The sequence below is a fragment of the Halobacteriovorax sp. HFRX-2_2 genome, assembly GCF_043196705.1.
Classification (GTDB): Bacteria; Bdellovibrionota; Bacteriovoracia; order Bacteriovoracales; family Bacteriovoracaceae; genus Halobacteriovorax_A.
Map to the genome: position 1 here is coordinate 109073 of NZ_JBEBMT010000004.1, position 18005 is coordinate 127077.

The 18005-nt window shown below is 34.6% G+C and carries 14 protein-coding genes and 1 pseudogene; 13 read left to right on the top strand and 2 right to left on the bottom strand.

The genetic code is table 11. From position 1 onward, the window contains the following. Positions 1–212: 212 nt before the first annotated feature. The 7 genes from dnaA to ABMA79_RS13415 all read left to right on the top strand — a co-directional run bounded on the left by dnaA (position 213) and on the right by ABMA79_RS13415 (position 10849). Positions 213–1844 (top strand): chromosomal replication initiator protein DnaA, encoded by a 1632-nt coding sequence (gene dnaA, locus ABMA79_RS13385; protein WP_393056897.1) that lies wholly within the window; start codon positions 213–215, stop codon positions 1842–1844. 769 nt (positions 1845–2613) lie between these two features. Further along, positions 2614–3726, top strand: coding sequence for a DNA polymerase III subunit beta (dnaN, locus tag ABMA79_RS13390; protein WP_392861394.1), 1113 nt, complete (start codon positions 2614–2616; stop codon positions 3724–3726). 4 nt (positions 3727–3730) lie between these two features. Then, the gene (gene recF, locus ABMA79_RS13395; protein ID WP_392861392.1) at positions 3731–4813 is read left to right on the top strand and encodes a DNA replication/repair protein RecF; all 1083 of its coding nucleotides are present in this window, start codon (positions 3731–3733) and stop codon (positions 4811–4813) included. Between the two features lie 65 nt (positions 4814–4878). Then, complete coding sequence (gene gyrB / locus ABMA79_RS13400) at positions 4879–7341, top strand: DNA topoisomerase (ATP-hydrolyzing) subunit B (RefSeq protein WP_392861390.1); 2463 nt, start codon at positions 4879–4881, stop codon at positions 7339–7341. A gap of 9 nt (positions 7342–7350) precedes the next feature. Next, on the top strand, positions 7351–9864 hold the full coding sequence (gene gyrA, locus ABMA79_RS13405) for a DNA gyrase subunit A (RefSeq protein ID WP_392861388.1): 2514 nt from the start codon (positions 7351–7353) through the stop codon (positions 9862–9864). Further along, positions 9833–10648 carry a tetratricopeptide repeat protein gene (locus tag ABMA79_RS13410; protein WP_392861386.1) on the top strand — a complete coding sequence of 272 codons (816 nt, stop codon included), beginning with the start codon at positions 9833–9835 and terminating at the stop codon, positions 10646–10648. Before gyrA ends, ABMA79_RS13410 begins: the two co-directional genes overlap by 32 nt. Further along, entirely contained in the window at positions 10649–10849 is a 201-nt protein-coding gene (locus ABMA79_RS13415) for a hypothetical protein (RefSeq protein ID WP_392861384.1), read from the top strand. It begins immediately after the preceding gene. 39 nt (positions 10850–10888) lie between these two features. On the opposite strand, the gene ABMA79_RS13420 is transcribed toward ABMA79_RS13415, so the two are convergent. Further along, positions 10889–12079, bottom strand: coding sequence for an O-antigen ligase family protein (locus ABMA79_RS13420; RefSeq protein WP_393093197.1), 1191 nt, complete (start codon positions 12077–12079; stop codon positions 10889–10891). A gap of 56 nt (positions 12080–12135) precedes the next feature. Between ABMA79_RS13420 and ABMA79_RS13425 the strand changes: the two genes are divergently transcribed. The 5 genes from ABMA79_RS13425 (at position 12136) to ABMA79_RS13445 (ending at position 15839) form a co-directional block, all read left to right on the top strand. After that, on the top strand, positions 12136–12504 hold the full coding sequence (locus tag ABMA79_RS13425) for a hypothetical protein (RefSeq protein ID WP_392910778.1): 369 nt from the start codon (positions 12136–12138) through the stop codon (positions 12502–12504). A gap of 2 nt (positions 12505–12506) precedes the next feature. Then, positions 12507–13310, top strand: a complete 804-nt coding sequence (gene atpB, locus ABMA79_RS13430) for a F0F1 ATP synthase subunit A (protein ID WP_392861376.1) — start codon at positions 12507–12509, stop codon at positions 13308–13310. A gap of 66 nt (positions 13311–13376) precedes the next feature. Beyond that, positions 13377–13601, top strand: a complete 225-nt coding sequence (locus ABMA79_RS13435) for an ATP synthase F0 subunit C (protein ID WP_021267602.1) — start codon at positions 13377–13379, stop codon at positions 13599–13601. Between the two features lie 116 nt (positions 13602–13717). Continuing rightward, positions 13718–14779, top strand: a complete 1062-nt coding sequence (locus ABMA79_RS13440; protein ID WP_393093200.1) for a glycosyltransferase — start codon at positions 13718–13720, stop codon at positions 14777–14779. Next, positions 14772–15839 (top strand): glycosyltransferase, encoded by a 1068-nt coding sequence (locus tag ABMA79_RS13445; RefSeq protein WP_393093203.1) that lies wholly within the window; start codon positions 14772–14774, stop codon positions 15837–15839. Before ABMA79_RS13440 ends, ABMA79_RS13445 begins: the two co-directional genes overlap by 8 nt. Here ABMA79_RS13445 and asnB read toward each other — a convergent pair. Then, positions 15829–17676 carry an asparagine synthase (glutamine-hydrolyzing) gene (gene asnB, locus ABMA79_RS13450; protein ID WP_393093206.1) on the bottom strand — a complete coding sequence of 616 codons (1848 nt, stop codon included), beginning with the start codon at positions 17674–17676 and terminating at the stop codon, positions 15829–15831. The two genes, ABMA79_RS13445 and asnB, sit on opposite strands and share 11 nt — an antisense overlap. A 118-nt stretch (positions 17677–17794) precedes the next feature. Here asnB and ABMA79_RS13455 point away from each other — a divergent pair. After that, a pseudogene (locus ABMA79_RS13455) lies at positions 17795–18005 on the top strand (hypothetical protein); the annotation flags it as partial.

An 18005-nucleotide genomic window follows, 5' to 3' on the forward strand; every position in this document is an offset into this window, starting at 1 on the left:
TAAAAATTAATATTGTAAGGGCTAGTATTATACCATTTCGCATCACTGGTCAATGGCCCTGTACATAGTGCAGGCCAAAATAATTGATTTATTTGGCCATGCGTAAAAAACCCATTTTTTTATTGGCCTAGGATTTTGGGCCATGATACAAATTCTCCCCACAACACGTAATTAAAGAAAAATTGACGAGTAGATGCTCAAGGGAATCCAACATGCAGGGAAATTTTCCTTTTAATGAATTTTTAAAGAATTCTAACCCATCAAGTAATAAAATCAACAACATAGAAGATCTTGCCAATAAGAATATTATTGAGGATCCCTTCAATATTAAGCAAAATTTAAATCAACCATCATATAATAGCTCTAGCCTATCGGACGATTTCTTCAGTGCTGAAGAACTAGATATGATGAACACAGAGATTCATAACTCATTGAGATCACTAGTAAATGCGCAAAAATACGCATCTTTCTTTCAAGGTGACTTCTTCAGATTAATGAATATTGATGGTGAAAGAGCAATCTTTTCAACAACGACTAACTTTATTAAGTCATTTATTGAGAAGAATTTGGACCAAATCAGCCAAAGTATTGTAAATACATTAGGAAAATCATATCAGATAGAGATCATTGCTAATAATAACAATAACTTAGCTCAACCAAGTCTATCACAACACTTAAATAATGGTCCTATAGAACCAACTCAAAATAAGCCAAAATCGGCCAATGAAATCTCATTTTCATTAGATCTTGAGCCAGTACAAGAAGACCTACTTTCTCAAGTAGAATCTAAGTATATTGATCACGTAAGTGACGATTACAATAATATTGTTATTGATCGAAGCAAAACATTTAAAAACTTTGTTATCGGTCCATCAAATAATATGGCCTATGCTGCTTCTGTAGCTATTGCTAAAAGTCCTGGTAAAGCTGGTAAATATCCATCGCTTTATATTCATTCAAATTCAGGACTTGGTAAGACTCACCTCTTACATGCCATGGCCAATGGTATTCACAATCAATATCCTCACTATGTTATTTGCTTAATTACAGCACGTGATTTCATGAAGGAAATGATTGAATCGATTCGCAATAAACAACTACCAGAATTCCGTTCAAAGTATTCTGATAAAGTTGATGTTCTTATGATTGATGATGTCCATGAACTTAAAGGTAAAGAAGGAACACAACGTGAGTTCTTCCACATCTTTAATGAGCTATATCAAAAAGGAAAACAACTAATCTTCACGTCTGATAAAACTCCACAAGAGATTAACGGACTAGAAGAAAGAATTAAGACTCGCCTACAATGGGGCCTAGTTGTTGATATTCAAAAACCAGATATCGAAACACGTGTTGCAATCATTAATGCTAAGGCCGATGATCTTGACCTATTCTTATCTGAAGATATTGTGAACCTAATTGCATGTAATGTTAAAAACTCGATTAGAGAGCTTGAGGGTGCTCTAATTAAGCTTTCAGCCTACTCTGACATCATGAAGGTCGATATCGAATTAGAGATGGTTAAAGAGGTTCTAGGACTTAGAGATTACGAAGACGAAAAGAAAATAACAATTGAAGGAATTGCTAAGCAGACTTCACAGTATTTTAAAATTCCAGTTGCTGATCTTAAGTCTAAGTCACGTGTAAAAGACATTGCTAATGCACGTTTTGTGGCCATGTACTTATGTCGTAAGCTTGCAAGTGCAACACATGAAGAGATTGGTCAATTCTTTGGTGGACGTGATCACAGCTCTGTTGTTCACGCTGAACAAAAGATTTCAAAACAACTGTCTCAAGATCCGATGCTTTCTAAGACAATTATGACGATTGAAAATTCGTTATAATCCCCTACTAAATGACTGACTAGTCAACTGACTAACCAAGATATAGGCCGTGTTATTCACGGCCTTTTTTGTATGTTCAATATTGGCCGGCCATTTGGCCAGTCGGCCGTGGATTATTGAGTGGCCAATCCTCGACTCTATCCACGAAAAATTTGTGGAATGTTGATATTGTGACTAGTCATTAGGCCGACAAATTCACACCAGTATTTGACTAGTCAGTTTTGGTCCTACGAAATGTGAGTTATTCACGGCCCTAGACGGCCAATCCACGGCCAAGAAAATTAATTGTGAATTAATAAATCCTATTATTTCATATAGTTATACAATAAATCTAAACTTATTCACGGCCGTTAATAATATTATCGACACAAATTAAGGCCGTGGATAAAAAAGTTATCAACATGTTTGTAATTTGTGAGTAAATGACTGGCCAAAATAGGTTATTTTAAAGAAATTTTCTTGGCCAAAAAATTATTCACAATAGGCCGTGAGCAAAAATCTAATAACATGATAGTTTTGTTACAATTTTGATAATATACGAATGAATGCAAAGCATAAAAAAAAGTAGTCAACGTTTGCCAACAATGGCCAAATTGAGAAGACAAGCTAATAAAAGGGGAGTCGCCAGTTATGAACTTATCCACAGGATTATATATAATATATATATAAATATATATAAAAAGAAGAAGAGTTAAATGCTCTAGACACGCTTGCTAACTAGTGTTTTCCATTATACAACATTACAAATAATTTTCTGATAGGATTAAAAATGAAGCTTAGGGTTGATACAGATAACTTAAGAGATGCATTAAACAAAATTTTAACTGTTATTGATAAGAAGAATTCAAGACCGATATTAACATATACGTTACTAACTGTTAGCAATGATAAAATATATCTTTCAGCAACAGATCTTGAAGTATCAGCAAAGTATTCAATTAATGCATCAACTGAAGGAACAGCTTCATTCTGTATAAACGCTAAGAACCTATTTGATATATTAAAAGAACTTCCTAACACAGATATCAACATTGAGTTGGAAGATGGTGAAAATCTTCTAAAAATAAATTGTGAAGAAATTCATTATTCACTTTTAATTTACGAAGCAGATGAATTTCCTAAGTTACACTTTGGAAGCGAAAATACTTTCACTCTAAATTCAGATGATCTATTAAACTTAATCACTAAAACTTCATACGCTATCTCAAACGATGAAACGAGACTTCACTTTAACGGAATTTATTTTCAAGAAGTAGAAGGGAAGTTAAGAGCTGTATCAACTGATGGACATCGTCTGTCTCTAATTGAAAATGATATCTCTGAACAAAATAACGAAGCTCTTATCAATGGAATTATTATTCCTAAGAAGGGTGTAGCAGAACTAAGAAAAATCGCAGAAACTTATCCAGGTGCTAATCTGTTTATTTCTGTTGATGACTCATATTTATATGTAACAGCTAATGAACAATATCAACTTGGTATTCGTTTAATTGCTAGAGAGTATCCAAAGTATCAAGCAGTAATTCCTGCTAAGACAACTTACTCACTAACAGCTGATAAAGAAATCATTCAAAACGCTATTAGACGTATCAAGATTATGTCTAACGAGAAGTCTAATGCTGTAAAGCTTAAGCTTACTGAAAACCACATGACGATCTCTGCAAACCATCCTTCACTTGGTGATGCTAAAGAGACAATTCCAGTTGATTACGAAGGTAAAGAAATTGAAATTGGTTTTAATGCTCGTTTTCTATTAGATTCAATTGCAATTCTAAATACAGAAAATGTAACTTTTGAATTTAATAACGAATTTTCAGCGGTAATCGTAAGATCAAATGATATCCAAAATTATCTTGGAATCATTATGCCACTTAGAATCTAGTACTTTGAAACTTGTAAAACTTCAGGTAACAAATTTTCGAAACCTAGAGCCAGATATTATTTCTTTTAATGGAAATATCAATTGTATCTTAGGTGAAAACGGAAATGGAAAGACAAATATATTAGAAGCTTTACATGTCTTAGTAACGAGAAAATCGTTTCGTAAAAATACAACTTTTCCACAGCTATTAAGTATTGATGGGGATAACCCCGAGATATTATTTTCATCGCTATTTGCTAACGATGGAGACAATATTACTTTCAGTGGAAAGATGAATCCACAGGGTTCGACTTGGGCCTTAAACGGTAAGAATACGAAAAAGAAGCTCGATGCAAAGTTAGTCTTTATCAATCCATTTGACTCATATTCTTTTTCTAATATTCCAAGCTTTAGAAGAAAGTGGTTTGATGATCATCTGTCGATGCTTAGTCGCGATTACAAGAAGGTATTAAATCAGTACAATTCTGCTCTTAGGTTTAGAAATGTTCTCTTATCTAAAAAGCCTTCACAATTTCGTGATCAGTTAAATATTATTGATCGTCAAATGGCAGACTATGCGTATGAGCTAGTGGCCATGAGAAACCAATTCGTCACTGAACTTATTCCATTTTGTGAAAATACATATCGCGATATCTTTTCAGAAGATCATTCCCTAAAAATTGAAGTTGATTCTCGTTTTCATGGTTATTCACCAGAGATGATCTTTGATTATATGCAACAAAGGCTAGAAAAAGACTTAGTAGTAGGGCATACGACCTATCAAGTTCATAAAGATGACTATGTGCTTCTTTTTGATGGGATGAATGCATACGAATTTTGTTCTTTAGGCCAACAAAAAATGTCTTATTTGAGCCTCTTATTTGCCTATATAGAGCTATTTAGGTATAACTTTAACACCTATCCAATTGTACTTATCGACGACGTCTCAGGGGAACTAGACAAGGCGAGATGGGGTAGGCTGGTTAAATTTTTGGAACAACGAGAGTTCCAAGTTTTAATCACGACAGCTAATGAAAAATTTAAGGAAGAATTAGAAAAAATTAATGGCGCAAATAAGATCTATATTTCGAACGGTTCCGTTAACTAGTCTTCCAAAAATTTATATTTTTTAAAACAACACACTGACACAAGAAATTGGAAGAGAGGTTCCTTTTGGAAAATCAAGAAAATCAAGCAGGAAGTATTGGTAAGGTCGGACAAGAATATGGTGCAAGCCAGATTAGTGTTCTTGAAGGACTAGAGGCCGTAAGAAAAAGACCAGGGATGTATATTGGTGATACGGCCAATCGTGGTCTACATCACTGTGTATATGAAATTGTTGATAACGCAGTCGATGAAGCTCTTGCGGGTTATTGTAGCGAAATTAAAGTTATTATTCACGTTGATAACTCTGTAACTGTTATCGATGATGGGCGAGGGATCCCAGTTGATATTCACCCGAAAGAAGGTGTATCTGCGGCAGAACTTGTATATACAAAGCTTCACGCTGGTGGAAAGTTTAACGAAGACGGTGGAGCTTATAAAGTTTCAGGTGGTCTACACGGTGTAGGTGCTTCAGTTGTAAACGCACTATCTAAGTGGGTTAAAGTTGAAATTAAAAAGCATGGAAAAATTCACCAAGTAGAATTCAACCATGGTGTAACTAAAGAGCCACTTAAAGTTGTTGGTGAATTAGAAGATAAAACTCAAACTGGAACGTCTGTAACATTCAAACCAGATAATGAAATTTTTGAAGTACACGAATTCAATTACGATACATTAACAAATCGTTTTAGAGAGATGGCATTTCTTAACAGAGGTCTTAAGATTGTTGTTAAGGATGAGAGAACAGATAAGAATGAAACTTTCCATTATGAAGGTGGCCTTATTCAATTCGTTGAGTACTTAAACAGAGCAAAGACTGTTGTTCACAAAGAGCCAATCTATATTGCAGAATCAAGAGAAGATTACGAAGTTGAAATTTCAATGCAATGGACTGATTCATACTCAGAAGTTCTTTCTGGTTATGCCAATGCTATTACAACTCCAGGTGGTGGAACTCACATCTCTGGATTTAAAACGGCACTTACTCGTGTTCTAAATGCATATGCAAAAGATAATAACCTGCTTAAAGGAATTAAAACGAATTTAACAGGTGATGATATGAGAGAGGGGTTAACAGCAATTATTTCTGTTAAGCTTCCAGAGCTTCAATTCGAAGGTCAAACAAAAGATAAACTAGGTAACTCTGAAGTTGAAGGTATCGTTAACTCTCTAGTTGGTGATGCACTTAAGAGATACTTAGAAGAAAATCCATCGACAGCAAAAACGATTATTAGAAAATCAGTTGATGCTGCAGCTGCAAGAGAAGCTGCTCGTCGTGCTCGTGAATTAACTAGAAGAAAGTCAGTTCTAGATATGGGTGGCCTTCCAGGTAAGATGGCAGACTGTCAGGAAAAAGATCCAGCTCTTTCAGAAATTTACATCGTAGAGGGTGACTCTGCCGGTGGTTCTGCTAAGCAGGGTAGAGATAGAAAATATCAAGCAGTACTTCCACTAAAAGGGAAAATTCTTAACGTTGAAAAAGCACGTTATGACAAAATGCTTGGTAACGCTGAAATTAAAATGATTGTTCAAGCAATGGGTACAGGGATTGGAAAAGGTAACTTTGATATCTCAAAACTTCGTTACCACAAGCTTGTTATCATGACAGATGCCGACGTCGATGGTTCTCACATTAGAACTCTTATTTTAACTCTTCTATACCGTCAGTTCCCTGAACTGATTGAACAAGGTTATGTTTATATCGCACAACCGCCATTATATAAGTACAAGAAAGGTAAGAAAGAGATTTATCTAAAAGATGAAAAAGCTCTTGAGACATTCTTAGTTGCAAACGCAATCGAAGGTACTTCTATTAATTTCGACGGTGAAATGATTGATGAAGAAGTTGCTAAGGGATTAATCAATAAGTTTACTCAATATGATAAAACTCTTAAGTCATACGATATTCACTTTGATACTTTCTTACTAAGACACCTAATCGAAGAAATTGGGATCACAGCTGCAGATCTTAAGGATCGTTCAAAGCTTGATGGTATCGTTAATAAACTTGATGAACACTTCAAAACTCAAGAGTCTGAAACATTAAGAAATTACACTTTCTCAATTGAAGAAGACAAAGAGCATGAATCAAATCTTATTCGTATCAATGTTAAGACAACTGCTAGAACTAAGAAATTTAAATTAAGCTCATACTTCCTAGAGTCGTCTGAGTATGCAGATTTAATGAACCTATACGATGGAATCCAAAAATTTAAAGTTGGGAAATTTATCGTTAAGGGTGAAAAAGGTGATGCAAAGGAATTTGAATCACTAAGAGCATTTGCTTCTTATATTATCGATGATGCAAAACAAGGTGCTTACATCCAACGTTATAAGGGTCTTGGAGAAATGAACCCTGAACAACTTTGGGAAACAACAATGAATCCTGAAAACCGTACACTTCTACAAGTAAAGATTGAAGATACGATTGAAGCTGATTCAGTATTCTCTGTTCTAATGGGTGACCAGGTAGAACCAAGAAGACAATTCGTTGAAGAGAATGCACTTAATGTAAGAAATCTGGACGTATAGGACTAAGTTATGACTGATGAAACAAATATCACAAATGAAAATGATAATGGTGATGGTGGAAATCACAATCACGGAAATATTCAACAAATCGGTATTCGCGATGAGATGAAAAATTGTTACCTCGATTACGCAATGTCTGTAATCGTTGGACGTGCACTTCCAGATGTACGTGACGGAATGAAGCCAGTTCACCGTCGTTGTCTGTATGCGATGCACTCACTAGGTAACTACCACAATAAACCATTCCTAAAGTCTGCCCGTGTTGTTGGTGACGTTATTGGTAAGTATCACCCACACGGTGACTCTGCGGTTTATAATACAATCGTACGTATGGCCCAAGATTTCTCAATGAGATATCCAATGGTTCAAGGTCAGGGGAACTTCGGTTCAATTGACGGTGATAACGCTGCGGCCATGAGGTATACAGAGATCAGAATGCAGAAGCTTTCTGAAGAGATGCTAAAAGACTTAGATAAAGAAACAGTTGATTGGCAACCTAACTACGATGACTCTCTTAAAGAGCCAACAGTTCTTCCAACAAAAATCCCTAACTTATTAGTTAACGGATCTGCTGGTATTGCCGTAGGTATGGCAACAAATATTCCTCCACATAACTTAACAGAAGTTATGACGGCACTAACTGAACTTGTTGATAATCGTGAAATGTCGATTGAAGATATTATGAAGATTATCCCAGGTCCAGACTTTCCAACTGCTGGGACAATTCACGGTACTGAAGGTATTCGCTCTGCTTACAAAACAGGTAAGGGTGTTGTTCAGATGCGTGCAAAAATGGATGTGGAAATCCACGGTAAGAAACAAGATCGTGAAAGAATTGTTATTACTGAACTTCCATACCAAGTTAACAAAGCTAAGCTAATTGAAAAGATTGCAGACCTTGTAAACTCTAAGTCACTTGTTGGTATTTCAGATCTACGTGATGAATCTTCTCGTGAGGGGATTCGTGTTGTTATCGATCTTAAAAAAGGTGAGATCGCAACTGTAGTTATGAATAAGCTTTATAAGCAAACTGCACTACAATCTTCTTTTGGTATTATCTTCTTATCAATTGTTAACTCTTCTCCAAAAGTTCTTAATATCAAAGAACAACTAGAGTGTTTCATTGATCACAGAAGAGAGATCATTATTCGTCGTACAGTATACGAACTTAAGAAAGCACGTGAGCGCGCGCATATCTTAGAAGGTTTAAAAGTTGCTGTTGAGAATATCGATGAAGTCGTTGAGATGATCAAAAAATCTGACGGGCCTCAAGATGCTCGTGAGAAATTAATGAGTACATTCTCATTAAGTGAGATTCAAGCTCAAGCAATTCTAGATATGAGACTTCAACGTCTAACAGGTCTAGAAAGAGATAAGATCATTGCTGACTATGAAGCAATTATGAAAGAGATTGCACGTTTAGAAGGAATCCTTGGTTCTGAAGATAAGATTAAAGCAATCATCAAAGAAGAATTCACTGAAGTAATCGAAAAATACGGTGACGAGAGAAGAACAGAAATCGTTGCAAAAGCTGACGAAATTCAAATTGAAGATCTTGTTGCAAGTGAAGAGATGATTGTAACAATCACTCACAAAGGTTACGTAAAGCGTATGCCACTTGATACTTACAAAGCGCAAAAGCGTGGTGGTAAAGGTGTTAAGGGTGCTGCAAACGAAGACGATTTCTTCACAAATATCTTTACGGCAAATACTCACGATAAGCTTCTATTCTTTACAAGCCGTGGACAAGTATTCTCGAAGAAGGTTTACGAAATTCCTGAGGGAACGAGAACTTCTAAGGGACGTAATATTGCAAACCTTATCCAAATCCCAAGTGGTGATCGCGTAACAGAAATTATCTGTGTACCACACGATATGGATATGAATGAGAAGTACCTAATCTTCGCAACTAACAAAGGTCTAGTTAAGAAGACAGCTCTTGAAGAGTACTCGAATGTTAAGCAGTCGGGTCTAATTGCAATTAAACTTCAAGATGGTGACCATATTGTAAATGTTAGAATCAATGATGGATCTAAAGATATCCTACTTTGTTCATCTGCTGGTAAAATCATCCGTTTCGACACAAATGATGCAAGACCAATGGGACGTGTTTCACAAGGTGTTAAAGGGATCAATATCAATACTGATGAAGAAAAAATCATCGGTATGGAATTAATTGACGATAATATGGAAATCCTATCTGTAACTGAGCATGGGTACGGTAAACGTACTGAATCTTCTCAATACCGTAAGCAGACTCGTGGTGGGAAAGGTATCCTCGCAATGAGATTAACTGATAAGAACGGTGAGATTGTTCAAATTAAACCAGTTACTGATAAAGATGATCTCATGATTATTACTGACCGCGGGCAAGTTGTTCGTACAAAGGTAAGTGGTGTTTCTCTAATGGGACGCGCGACTCAAGGTGTACGTCTAATTAAGCCTAAAGAAGGTGAGAAGGTTGTTTCAATTGCAAAGATAATTGAATCAGATGATGAAGATGGATCAACAACTGAAGAATAAATTCATAAGGGCCAGTTTTTTACTGGCCCTCGTTTTACTTACGTCTTGTGATTTCACACCAAGAATTCACAAAGATATCCTTATTGCGCAAAATCACATCTCAAATCAAGAGTACGCCCAAGCAGTGAAGCAGTACCACAAGATCTTAGAGATGGCGCCAAATGATGAAATCAAAATTAAGATCAATTATCAGATCGCAGAACTCTATGCCGTCTCTCTTGGCCAGTATAAGCGTGGAATTCACTTCTATGAGAAAATTCCAAAACTTACAACAGACCCAGTCTGGCTGGTAAAAACACAAGAGCGTATTGGTGAGATTGCTTTTCTTTATATCAACGACTACGCCAAGGCCGCTGAGGTTTATAATAAGCTATCTGCATTTAGGCCTAAGCTTTCTAATCACGACCTCTACGAATTTCGTCTGGCCCGTTCATATATCAAATTAAAGCAATACGATAAGGCCACCGAACATTTAGTTTCCATGCACAATAATGGAAATCACAAATACTTTGTTGATAGCTTCTTCCAATCTGGCATCATGTATTTTGAATCCCAAGATTGGAACCGCGCCGTTCAGTACTTTCGCGAGTACATCAAGCGTGAAGATCGCCGCGACCTAAAAGTTCGTGCAATCTTTCTTATGGCCAATTGCTATGAAACACTTGAACGCCTTCAAACTGCTTACGACCTCTACTATTCAATCCTAGGGGAATACCCAAATAACAAAGTTATCCAAGATCGCCTTAACTCCGTTTACGAGCGTCGTGTTGCGAGGAAACGTTAGATGGCCCTTTATGACCCGAAATGGATTAAGCCAATGGCACTTGCCATGTCTCTACCTTCAACGGCCCTCGTCGTTGCCTGGGGACTTTGGGAACTCGTTAAAAAAGATGTCATCACTCAAGGCTGGGCCGTGGGAATTTTTCTGGCGGTAATTGGGAATATTTTAATTTCGATGGTTGTGTATGCACTTCGTAAAAAGTAGATACGCCGATACTTTTTAAATATCGGCGATCGATTATTCTTAAAATAAATTAGCTTCTGATGTAACTTCTCTTTTCACAAATAGCATTCCATATAGAACGAATATAATTGAAATTGGTGGTGCCATATATAATGGCGTATCTGTCATACAAATCGTTAAAAATGTAACTAAACCAGGTAATGAGAATAAATAGATGTCCCTATAGCCAGTAAAATAAGTAAGCAGCCACGATCCAAAAAATAAGGTGAAAACAATACCACCAATAGTTCCAGCAAGTGCAAATGCATCTAAATATTGATTGTGAGAGTGAAAAGCACAGTGTCTAGGTTTGAGGTCGTATTCTTCTTGTACTCCCTTACAAACTTCTTTGAAGTTTTGGAAACCGTGTCCGATAACCGGTTTTTTTAAATACATATAATAAGCAGTTTTAAACATAGCGATACGTTCTGCATCACTTCCAGAGTTAGGCTTAAAGCGATAGAAGCTTAAGTTTGAATTACCAAAAATTATATATATAACAGCCGTAGCTAAAAATACCCCAAGAATGAAAATACTTGTGAAAATTTTCTTATTTGTATAATAGAAAACAAATGGCAGTGAAGCTATTAATGCTAAAATTGCTCCGCGTGTATATGTGAAGTAGAGACCTATTAAATTTAATACTAACGAAATAATTAAAAGTTTGAAGTTTAAATACTTTTTAAACTTTTTATAATGCACTAATGCAGCAATAGACATTGCACAAATAATTGCATTTGAGTACGAATAATACATGATACCAAGGAAAGCTCCCTTGTTTCTTGGGTAAGTATCAATCTTGAATTTTAAAATATTAAAGTCAAAGAGAATAGTTAGAGTTCCAACTAATGAACTAATCGCACTTAGAAGAATAAACCAAAATACAATTTTCTTTATCCATTTATCCGACAATCTTGGACCAAACTGATAGAATGATGCTGTAAGAAAAATAGGCGGCAGATAATATTTGATCTTATTAAAGTCACCTGCTCCGTTTATTAATATAGATAAGATAAAAATAAACACTAAACTTGTAAAAAATATGTGTTTTTTATCTTTAAAAACATGAGCATATGATTCTTTCGAAGTGTAAAATGCCAATACTAAAATTAAAAGCATTCCAACAGCGACAAAAGCCTTATGAAAAATTGTCATTACTAGGTAAAAGAAAATGGCCCAAGCAAACAAATTGAGCTTTCTTGATTCTGTCATAGATATTCCTGTCAAAAGTATTTGAAATCAACGCAAATTATAGTAACAATGCAGCCATGTTTAAAGAACTTCTTAATAAAATCGATTTCATTCGCTACTTTATGTTGTCACTTCCTATGGCACTTGTATGTCTATATTTATTGACTCCAGGAAAGGAATGGATAGCGTTCGCTGTTTGCTATGCGGCTACTGTAATATATTTAGTGATGTTTTGGATGGCCGTGGATGAGCTGATAAGGCCACATCGCGTTGATGGATATAAGGCCAATGGAAAGTATCTAGCGTTTTTGTTTATAGGAAAGCTTGTTATTTTAATCGGGGCCCTATTATTTGGTGTACAAATACTTCAAAGTAAGATAATTATACCGGTAATAAATTATTTCTTAAATATATTTGTGCTGGGTGTCAGCATCAAAAAGGACTAATAATGAAAAAAATAGCCCTTCTTTTAACTACTTTATTAGCAACAAATGCACATGCAGCAGGTGGTTTCCTTTGGTTAGGTGAACTTTCACATGCTCTTCACTTAGGTTATGTAGATCACATCTTCACTAAGTCTTTCGTTGCAATCATCATTCTACTTGTAGCACTTCTTTATAGAATGCGTGTTTCTAAGATGACTCTAGATGAGACAGTAGTTCCAGATAGAGGAATTTCTTTAAGAAACATCGTTGAGATGTATGGATCATTTATCTACACTCAATGTCGTGCAGTTCTTGGTGAAGATGATGCACCAAAATACTTCAAGTTCATTTCGTTCCTATTTATTACAATTTTCTTAGCGAACGTTATCGGTCTTGTTCCTGGTTTCTTACCTCCGACTGAATACATCAACACAACTCTTGCTCTTGGTGTACTTTCATTTGTTTATTACAACATCAAAGGTTGTAAAGAACTTGGTACAATGAACTACCTTGCACACTTTGCAGGTCCACTTTGGTACATGGCAATCTTAATTTTCCCAATTGAGATTCTTTCAAACTTTATTCGTCCACTATCTCTAGCGCTACGTCTTAGAGGTAACATGATGGGTGACCACCACGTATTAACAACTTTCCTTAACCTTGAAATTCTTGGTGTGAACGTTGGTATGTTTGGTGCTGCAATTCCATTCTATTTACTTGGACTTCTAGTTTGTTTTATCCAAGCTTACGTATTTACAATGTTATCAATGGTTTATATTAGTCTTGCAACTGCTCACCACGATCATGATGAGCACCACGCACACTAATTAAAACTTAAACTTAATAATTTAACTGTTACTTGATCAAAGTAACTAACGTTTTAGGAGACTATTATGGAAAACACTCAAGCAATTAAGTACATCGCGTATTTCTTAGCAATGGCTATCGCTGCATACGGTGGTACTGCTGCACAATCAAGAGCTGCATCTGTTGCTCTAGAAGGTATCGCAAGAAACCCATCTGCTGCTGACAAGATTCAAACTCCAATGATCCTTGGTCTAGCACTTATGGAATCACTTGTAATTTTCGTACTTATCTCAGTATTCCTTGCTGGTTAATTCGAAAATCTAAAATTGATTTTTAAAGGAAGGCAGTCGTAAGACTGCCTTTTTTTTTAACACATACAGTATATCAGTGTATATTATTTAATAGTTATTTAGAGTAGGGTAAAATATTGAATTATATTTTAATTGGGACATTGGCCAAGGGTGGCGCTGAAAGGCAGGTATCTTACTTAGCTAGGTTAAATTCCATTTGCTCTGTTTTTTCATTCTCTACAGAAAACTTCTATAATGTTGAAAAGCATATACCAATCTTAACTAAGTTAAAATGTAATAGATTTTTATTACTAATTTTTGCTCCGCTATTTTTGGCAACAAAGCTGACTTGTAACGATACACTTGTATCTTTTATGGAGTTTAATAATTTTATTAATATATTGTGTAAATTATTTTCAAAACATAAAGCAATCGTAAGTGTTAGAACAAATCCAGAGTATTATTTTACTAAAAAACTAGGCTTTTTATATATTTTTCTTATCAAATATTTGTATGTGTATTCTGACCTAATAGTATGCAATAGCAATGATTGTAGAGAGATTTTGATAAAAATGGGCTTAGATTGTAATACTATTGTTGTAATTGAAAATGGCCTAGATCTTGATGCAATTTCAAGTAAAGCTACTACAATCAAAAAGAATAAAAGTTTAATTTTTTGTGGCCGTTTAGATCCTGTTAAAAACCTCGATGGCTTATTGTGTGTTTTTTCATCAGTAATTGCACTTGATTCAGAATTTAGCTTAACAATGATAGGTGATGGTGTAGAAAAGGATAGGCTTAGAAAACTGGTATTAGATATGGGCCTTTCTGACCATGTTAAATTTTGTGGTAAACAAGATAACCCTTTTAAATATTTTTATAAGGGAAGTACCTTACTACTTACTTCTTATTTTGAAGGCTCTCCAAATGTTATTATCGAGGCAATGGCTTGTGGCTTAGCAATAGTGGCTGCTGATTGTAAGACGGGGCCTAGAGAGATATTGTACAAAGACAATTCTAAATTTGGAGTACTTTTAAATATTCCTGTGAGCTCTGCTGATTATAAAATTTGGGCAAAAAATATAATAGATATTTATTCTGGAGAATATAGTAATTACTCTAAGTTGGCATTTGAGAGAAGTATTAATTTTAACTGTCATAGAATACTAGATAAATGGGATAAGCATATAAATGGATAAGAAGGTTCTTTTTGCTTTAAGCTCAATGGGAAGTGGTGGAGCTGAACGAGTAGTTTCAATATTAACGAAGCAATTTATTGAAAATGGTTATGATGTGGGTCTTTTGTTAACTTATTTTGATGCAAAAGATCTTTATTACGATATTGATCCACGTGTTAATGTACATTTTATTAAAGATTATAGTGCTAATAAATCATCTTTTTCAAAGATTCTGGCTATTAGAAAGATAATAAAAAATAATTCATATACCTGTGTAATTTCATTTTTAACTAATGTTAATATTTTAATGATACTTTCGACACTTTTTCTAAGTGTTAAACTAATAGTGTCTGAGAGAAGTAGTGTGTACTTTTTGAATAAATTCTCTCTGTTAAGTATATTACGTCGATTTCTTTATTTGTTAGCAGATGTTATTGTTGTTCAAACAAGTCAGAATAAAAAAGAGTTATCTAAAAACTTGCTTTGTGTAAAATTGGACAAAATTAAAATAATTCCAAATCCATATAATAGTATAATTGATAAATTAGAAAAGTCTTCATACGAATTACGAAAGAGAATTATTGCAGTAGGGAGATATAGTCAAGAAAAGCGATTTGAGGATTTGATTGATGCATTCTCTCTAGTGTTTGATAATTCTTGGCGATTAGATATATTTGGTCACGGTAATTTGAAAGAGCATTTAATTTCATATTCTAAAACCAAACACCATAATATACATATTAATGATAATAGTAATGATATATATAATGAGATGATTAATTCTGATATCTTTGTTTTGACATCAGAGTTTGAAGGTTATCCGAATGTTCTTGTAGAATCACTAGCGTTGGGTGTTCCTTCTATAAGTTATGATTGTCCAGATGGTCCTAGGGAGTTGTCTGATAATGGTAAAAATTTGTTACTAGTAGAAAATGGTAATATTAACGAACTTAAAAAGGCGTTGGCTAAATTATCTAGTGATATTTTTTTAAGGGAGTCTTTATCAAGAAACTCTATAAAATATACTAGGGAGAGCTTAAATTCTCAGAAGATATTTTCATTATGGAAATCTATAATTTAATATAGTTTTTGTACCACTCTTGAAAAATAATGACATCCCATAATAGATAGCCCCAGTTTCTTTTTCCTTCTATGTGTTCATTGAACATCTTTTGAATTAATTTGTGGTCTAGGAATTCATTATCTCTTGCGAGCACCTCTGCAGCCCAGTCTTTTATATCGTATCTAAGCCATTTTTCGATCGGTATTCCAAAACCCATTTTAGGTCGTTCGATAAGGTCACGGTTGATGTACTTATAAAGTACTTCTTTTAAGATATATTTTCCGTTAGTGCCATTTACTTTATATTTTAAAGGTAGTGACATAGCGAATTCAACAACTCTTTGATCAACTAATGGTGCCCTTGTTTCAAGGCTCGTACTCATTGATGACCTATCTACCTTGGTGAAAATATCGCTACACATGTACGTTTGAAAATCAAGTAACATCATTTTTTCAATAAATGAATCACCATTATTGAAAGTATATCTATCTGGTATGAGGGATTTATTTTTTAAAGGTGAGATATTTTTCCAGTGTGTAATTAGTCCTTCATAGAAATCATAGTCATCACTATAGTTGAGAACATTTGCAAGTTTGTGTAGTTTATCACCAGGTATTGGTGAAATCTTATCAATTGTTTCTGTGCCAAAAGATAAAATTGTGTTCGCAATTATTTTTCTAATAAAACTTGGAGTTTTACTGCAAATGTTTTGAATTTTATTACCTAAAAAATAACGATTATAACCACCAAATACTTCATCACCTCCGTCACCACTTAAACATACTGTTACATATTCTTTTGTTAATCGTGAGAGTAATAGAGTAGGTAGTTGTGATGAATCAGCAAAGGGCTCATCGTAAATATAGGCTATGTCTGTTATGAGATTGATACAGTCTTGGGGAGAGGCGTAGAGCTCTGTATGGTTTGTTTTTAAGGAGTTTGCGACCTCTTTTGCATACTCAGCTTCATTAAAGCCTTCTACATCAAAACCAATGCTAAAAGTATTAATAGGTTTATTTGAGATCTTTTGTGCGATAGCACTAATGATAGAAGAATCAACTCCACCAGATAGAAAACATCCGATTGGTACATCTGACTCAAGTTGTTCTTCAACTACTTCGGTAAGAATCTTATCAAGATCTCTTACTGCATCGTCAAAACTTCCTTTGTACGTATTTTTAAGTTTTTCATATTTTTGATTGATGTGCCAGTATTGCTCTTTCTTTGTCGTTAAGCTTTTACAGCATATTTCTACGAATTCACCAGGACTGACTTTTTCTGTATTTTTTAAAATGCAATTACTTTCCGGAATATAATTGTAATAAAAGAAAGAACGTAGTGCATTTTCTTTAATTTCTATTTTGTCCAATAGGGGAAAAACAGCTTTTAATTCTGATGAGAAAATTAATTGTGAATCATCTTTATAATAATAAAGAGGCTTCTCTCCGGCTCTATCCCTAGCAAGGTATAGGTTTTGATTTTCTTTATCAAGAGCCGCAAATGCAAACATTCCTATTAGCTCATTGAGTGTATTTTTAATTCCAATTTTATCAATTAGTTCGACTAAAACTTCAGTATCACTTTGGGATTTAGTTTCTAGATTATACTTTTCCCTAAGTTTTTTAAAATTGTAGATTTCTCCATTGAAAACAATTACCCATTTTTTTGATTTACTATGCATAGGCTGTGAGCCGTTATTAGATAAATCGTGAATAGATAACCGATTATGGCCAAGTGTTACATTATTTATTGAAAAAGAATCATGGTTATCAGGGCCTCTGTGGTGTGTGGCGCTATTCATGTGGTCAATTTGACTAGTTTCAAAACCAGAGATAAATCCATTAATTCCGCACATACACATTCCATTTCAAGAGACATTTCTATTATATAGTACATTTATTATGTCATATTATGTTGTTGTCAAACAATATTAATAATGTAAGATTTATTTGATTCTAGTTAGGAGTATATGAATGTTTGACTATAAGAATATCGCTATTGATGAAATTGAAAAAGCTGTTGAAAAAGTTCCGGGATGGACACCAATTGATCAGTTATATAGTTTATTTAATCTTGTTGTTTCAACAAAGGGCCTTGAAGGTGATGTACTTGAGGTTGGTTCATGGTGTGGTCGATCTGCGGTTGTTTTAGGTTTAGCGGCAACTAAAATTGGTGACACTAAAG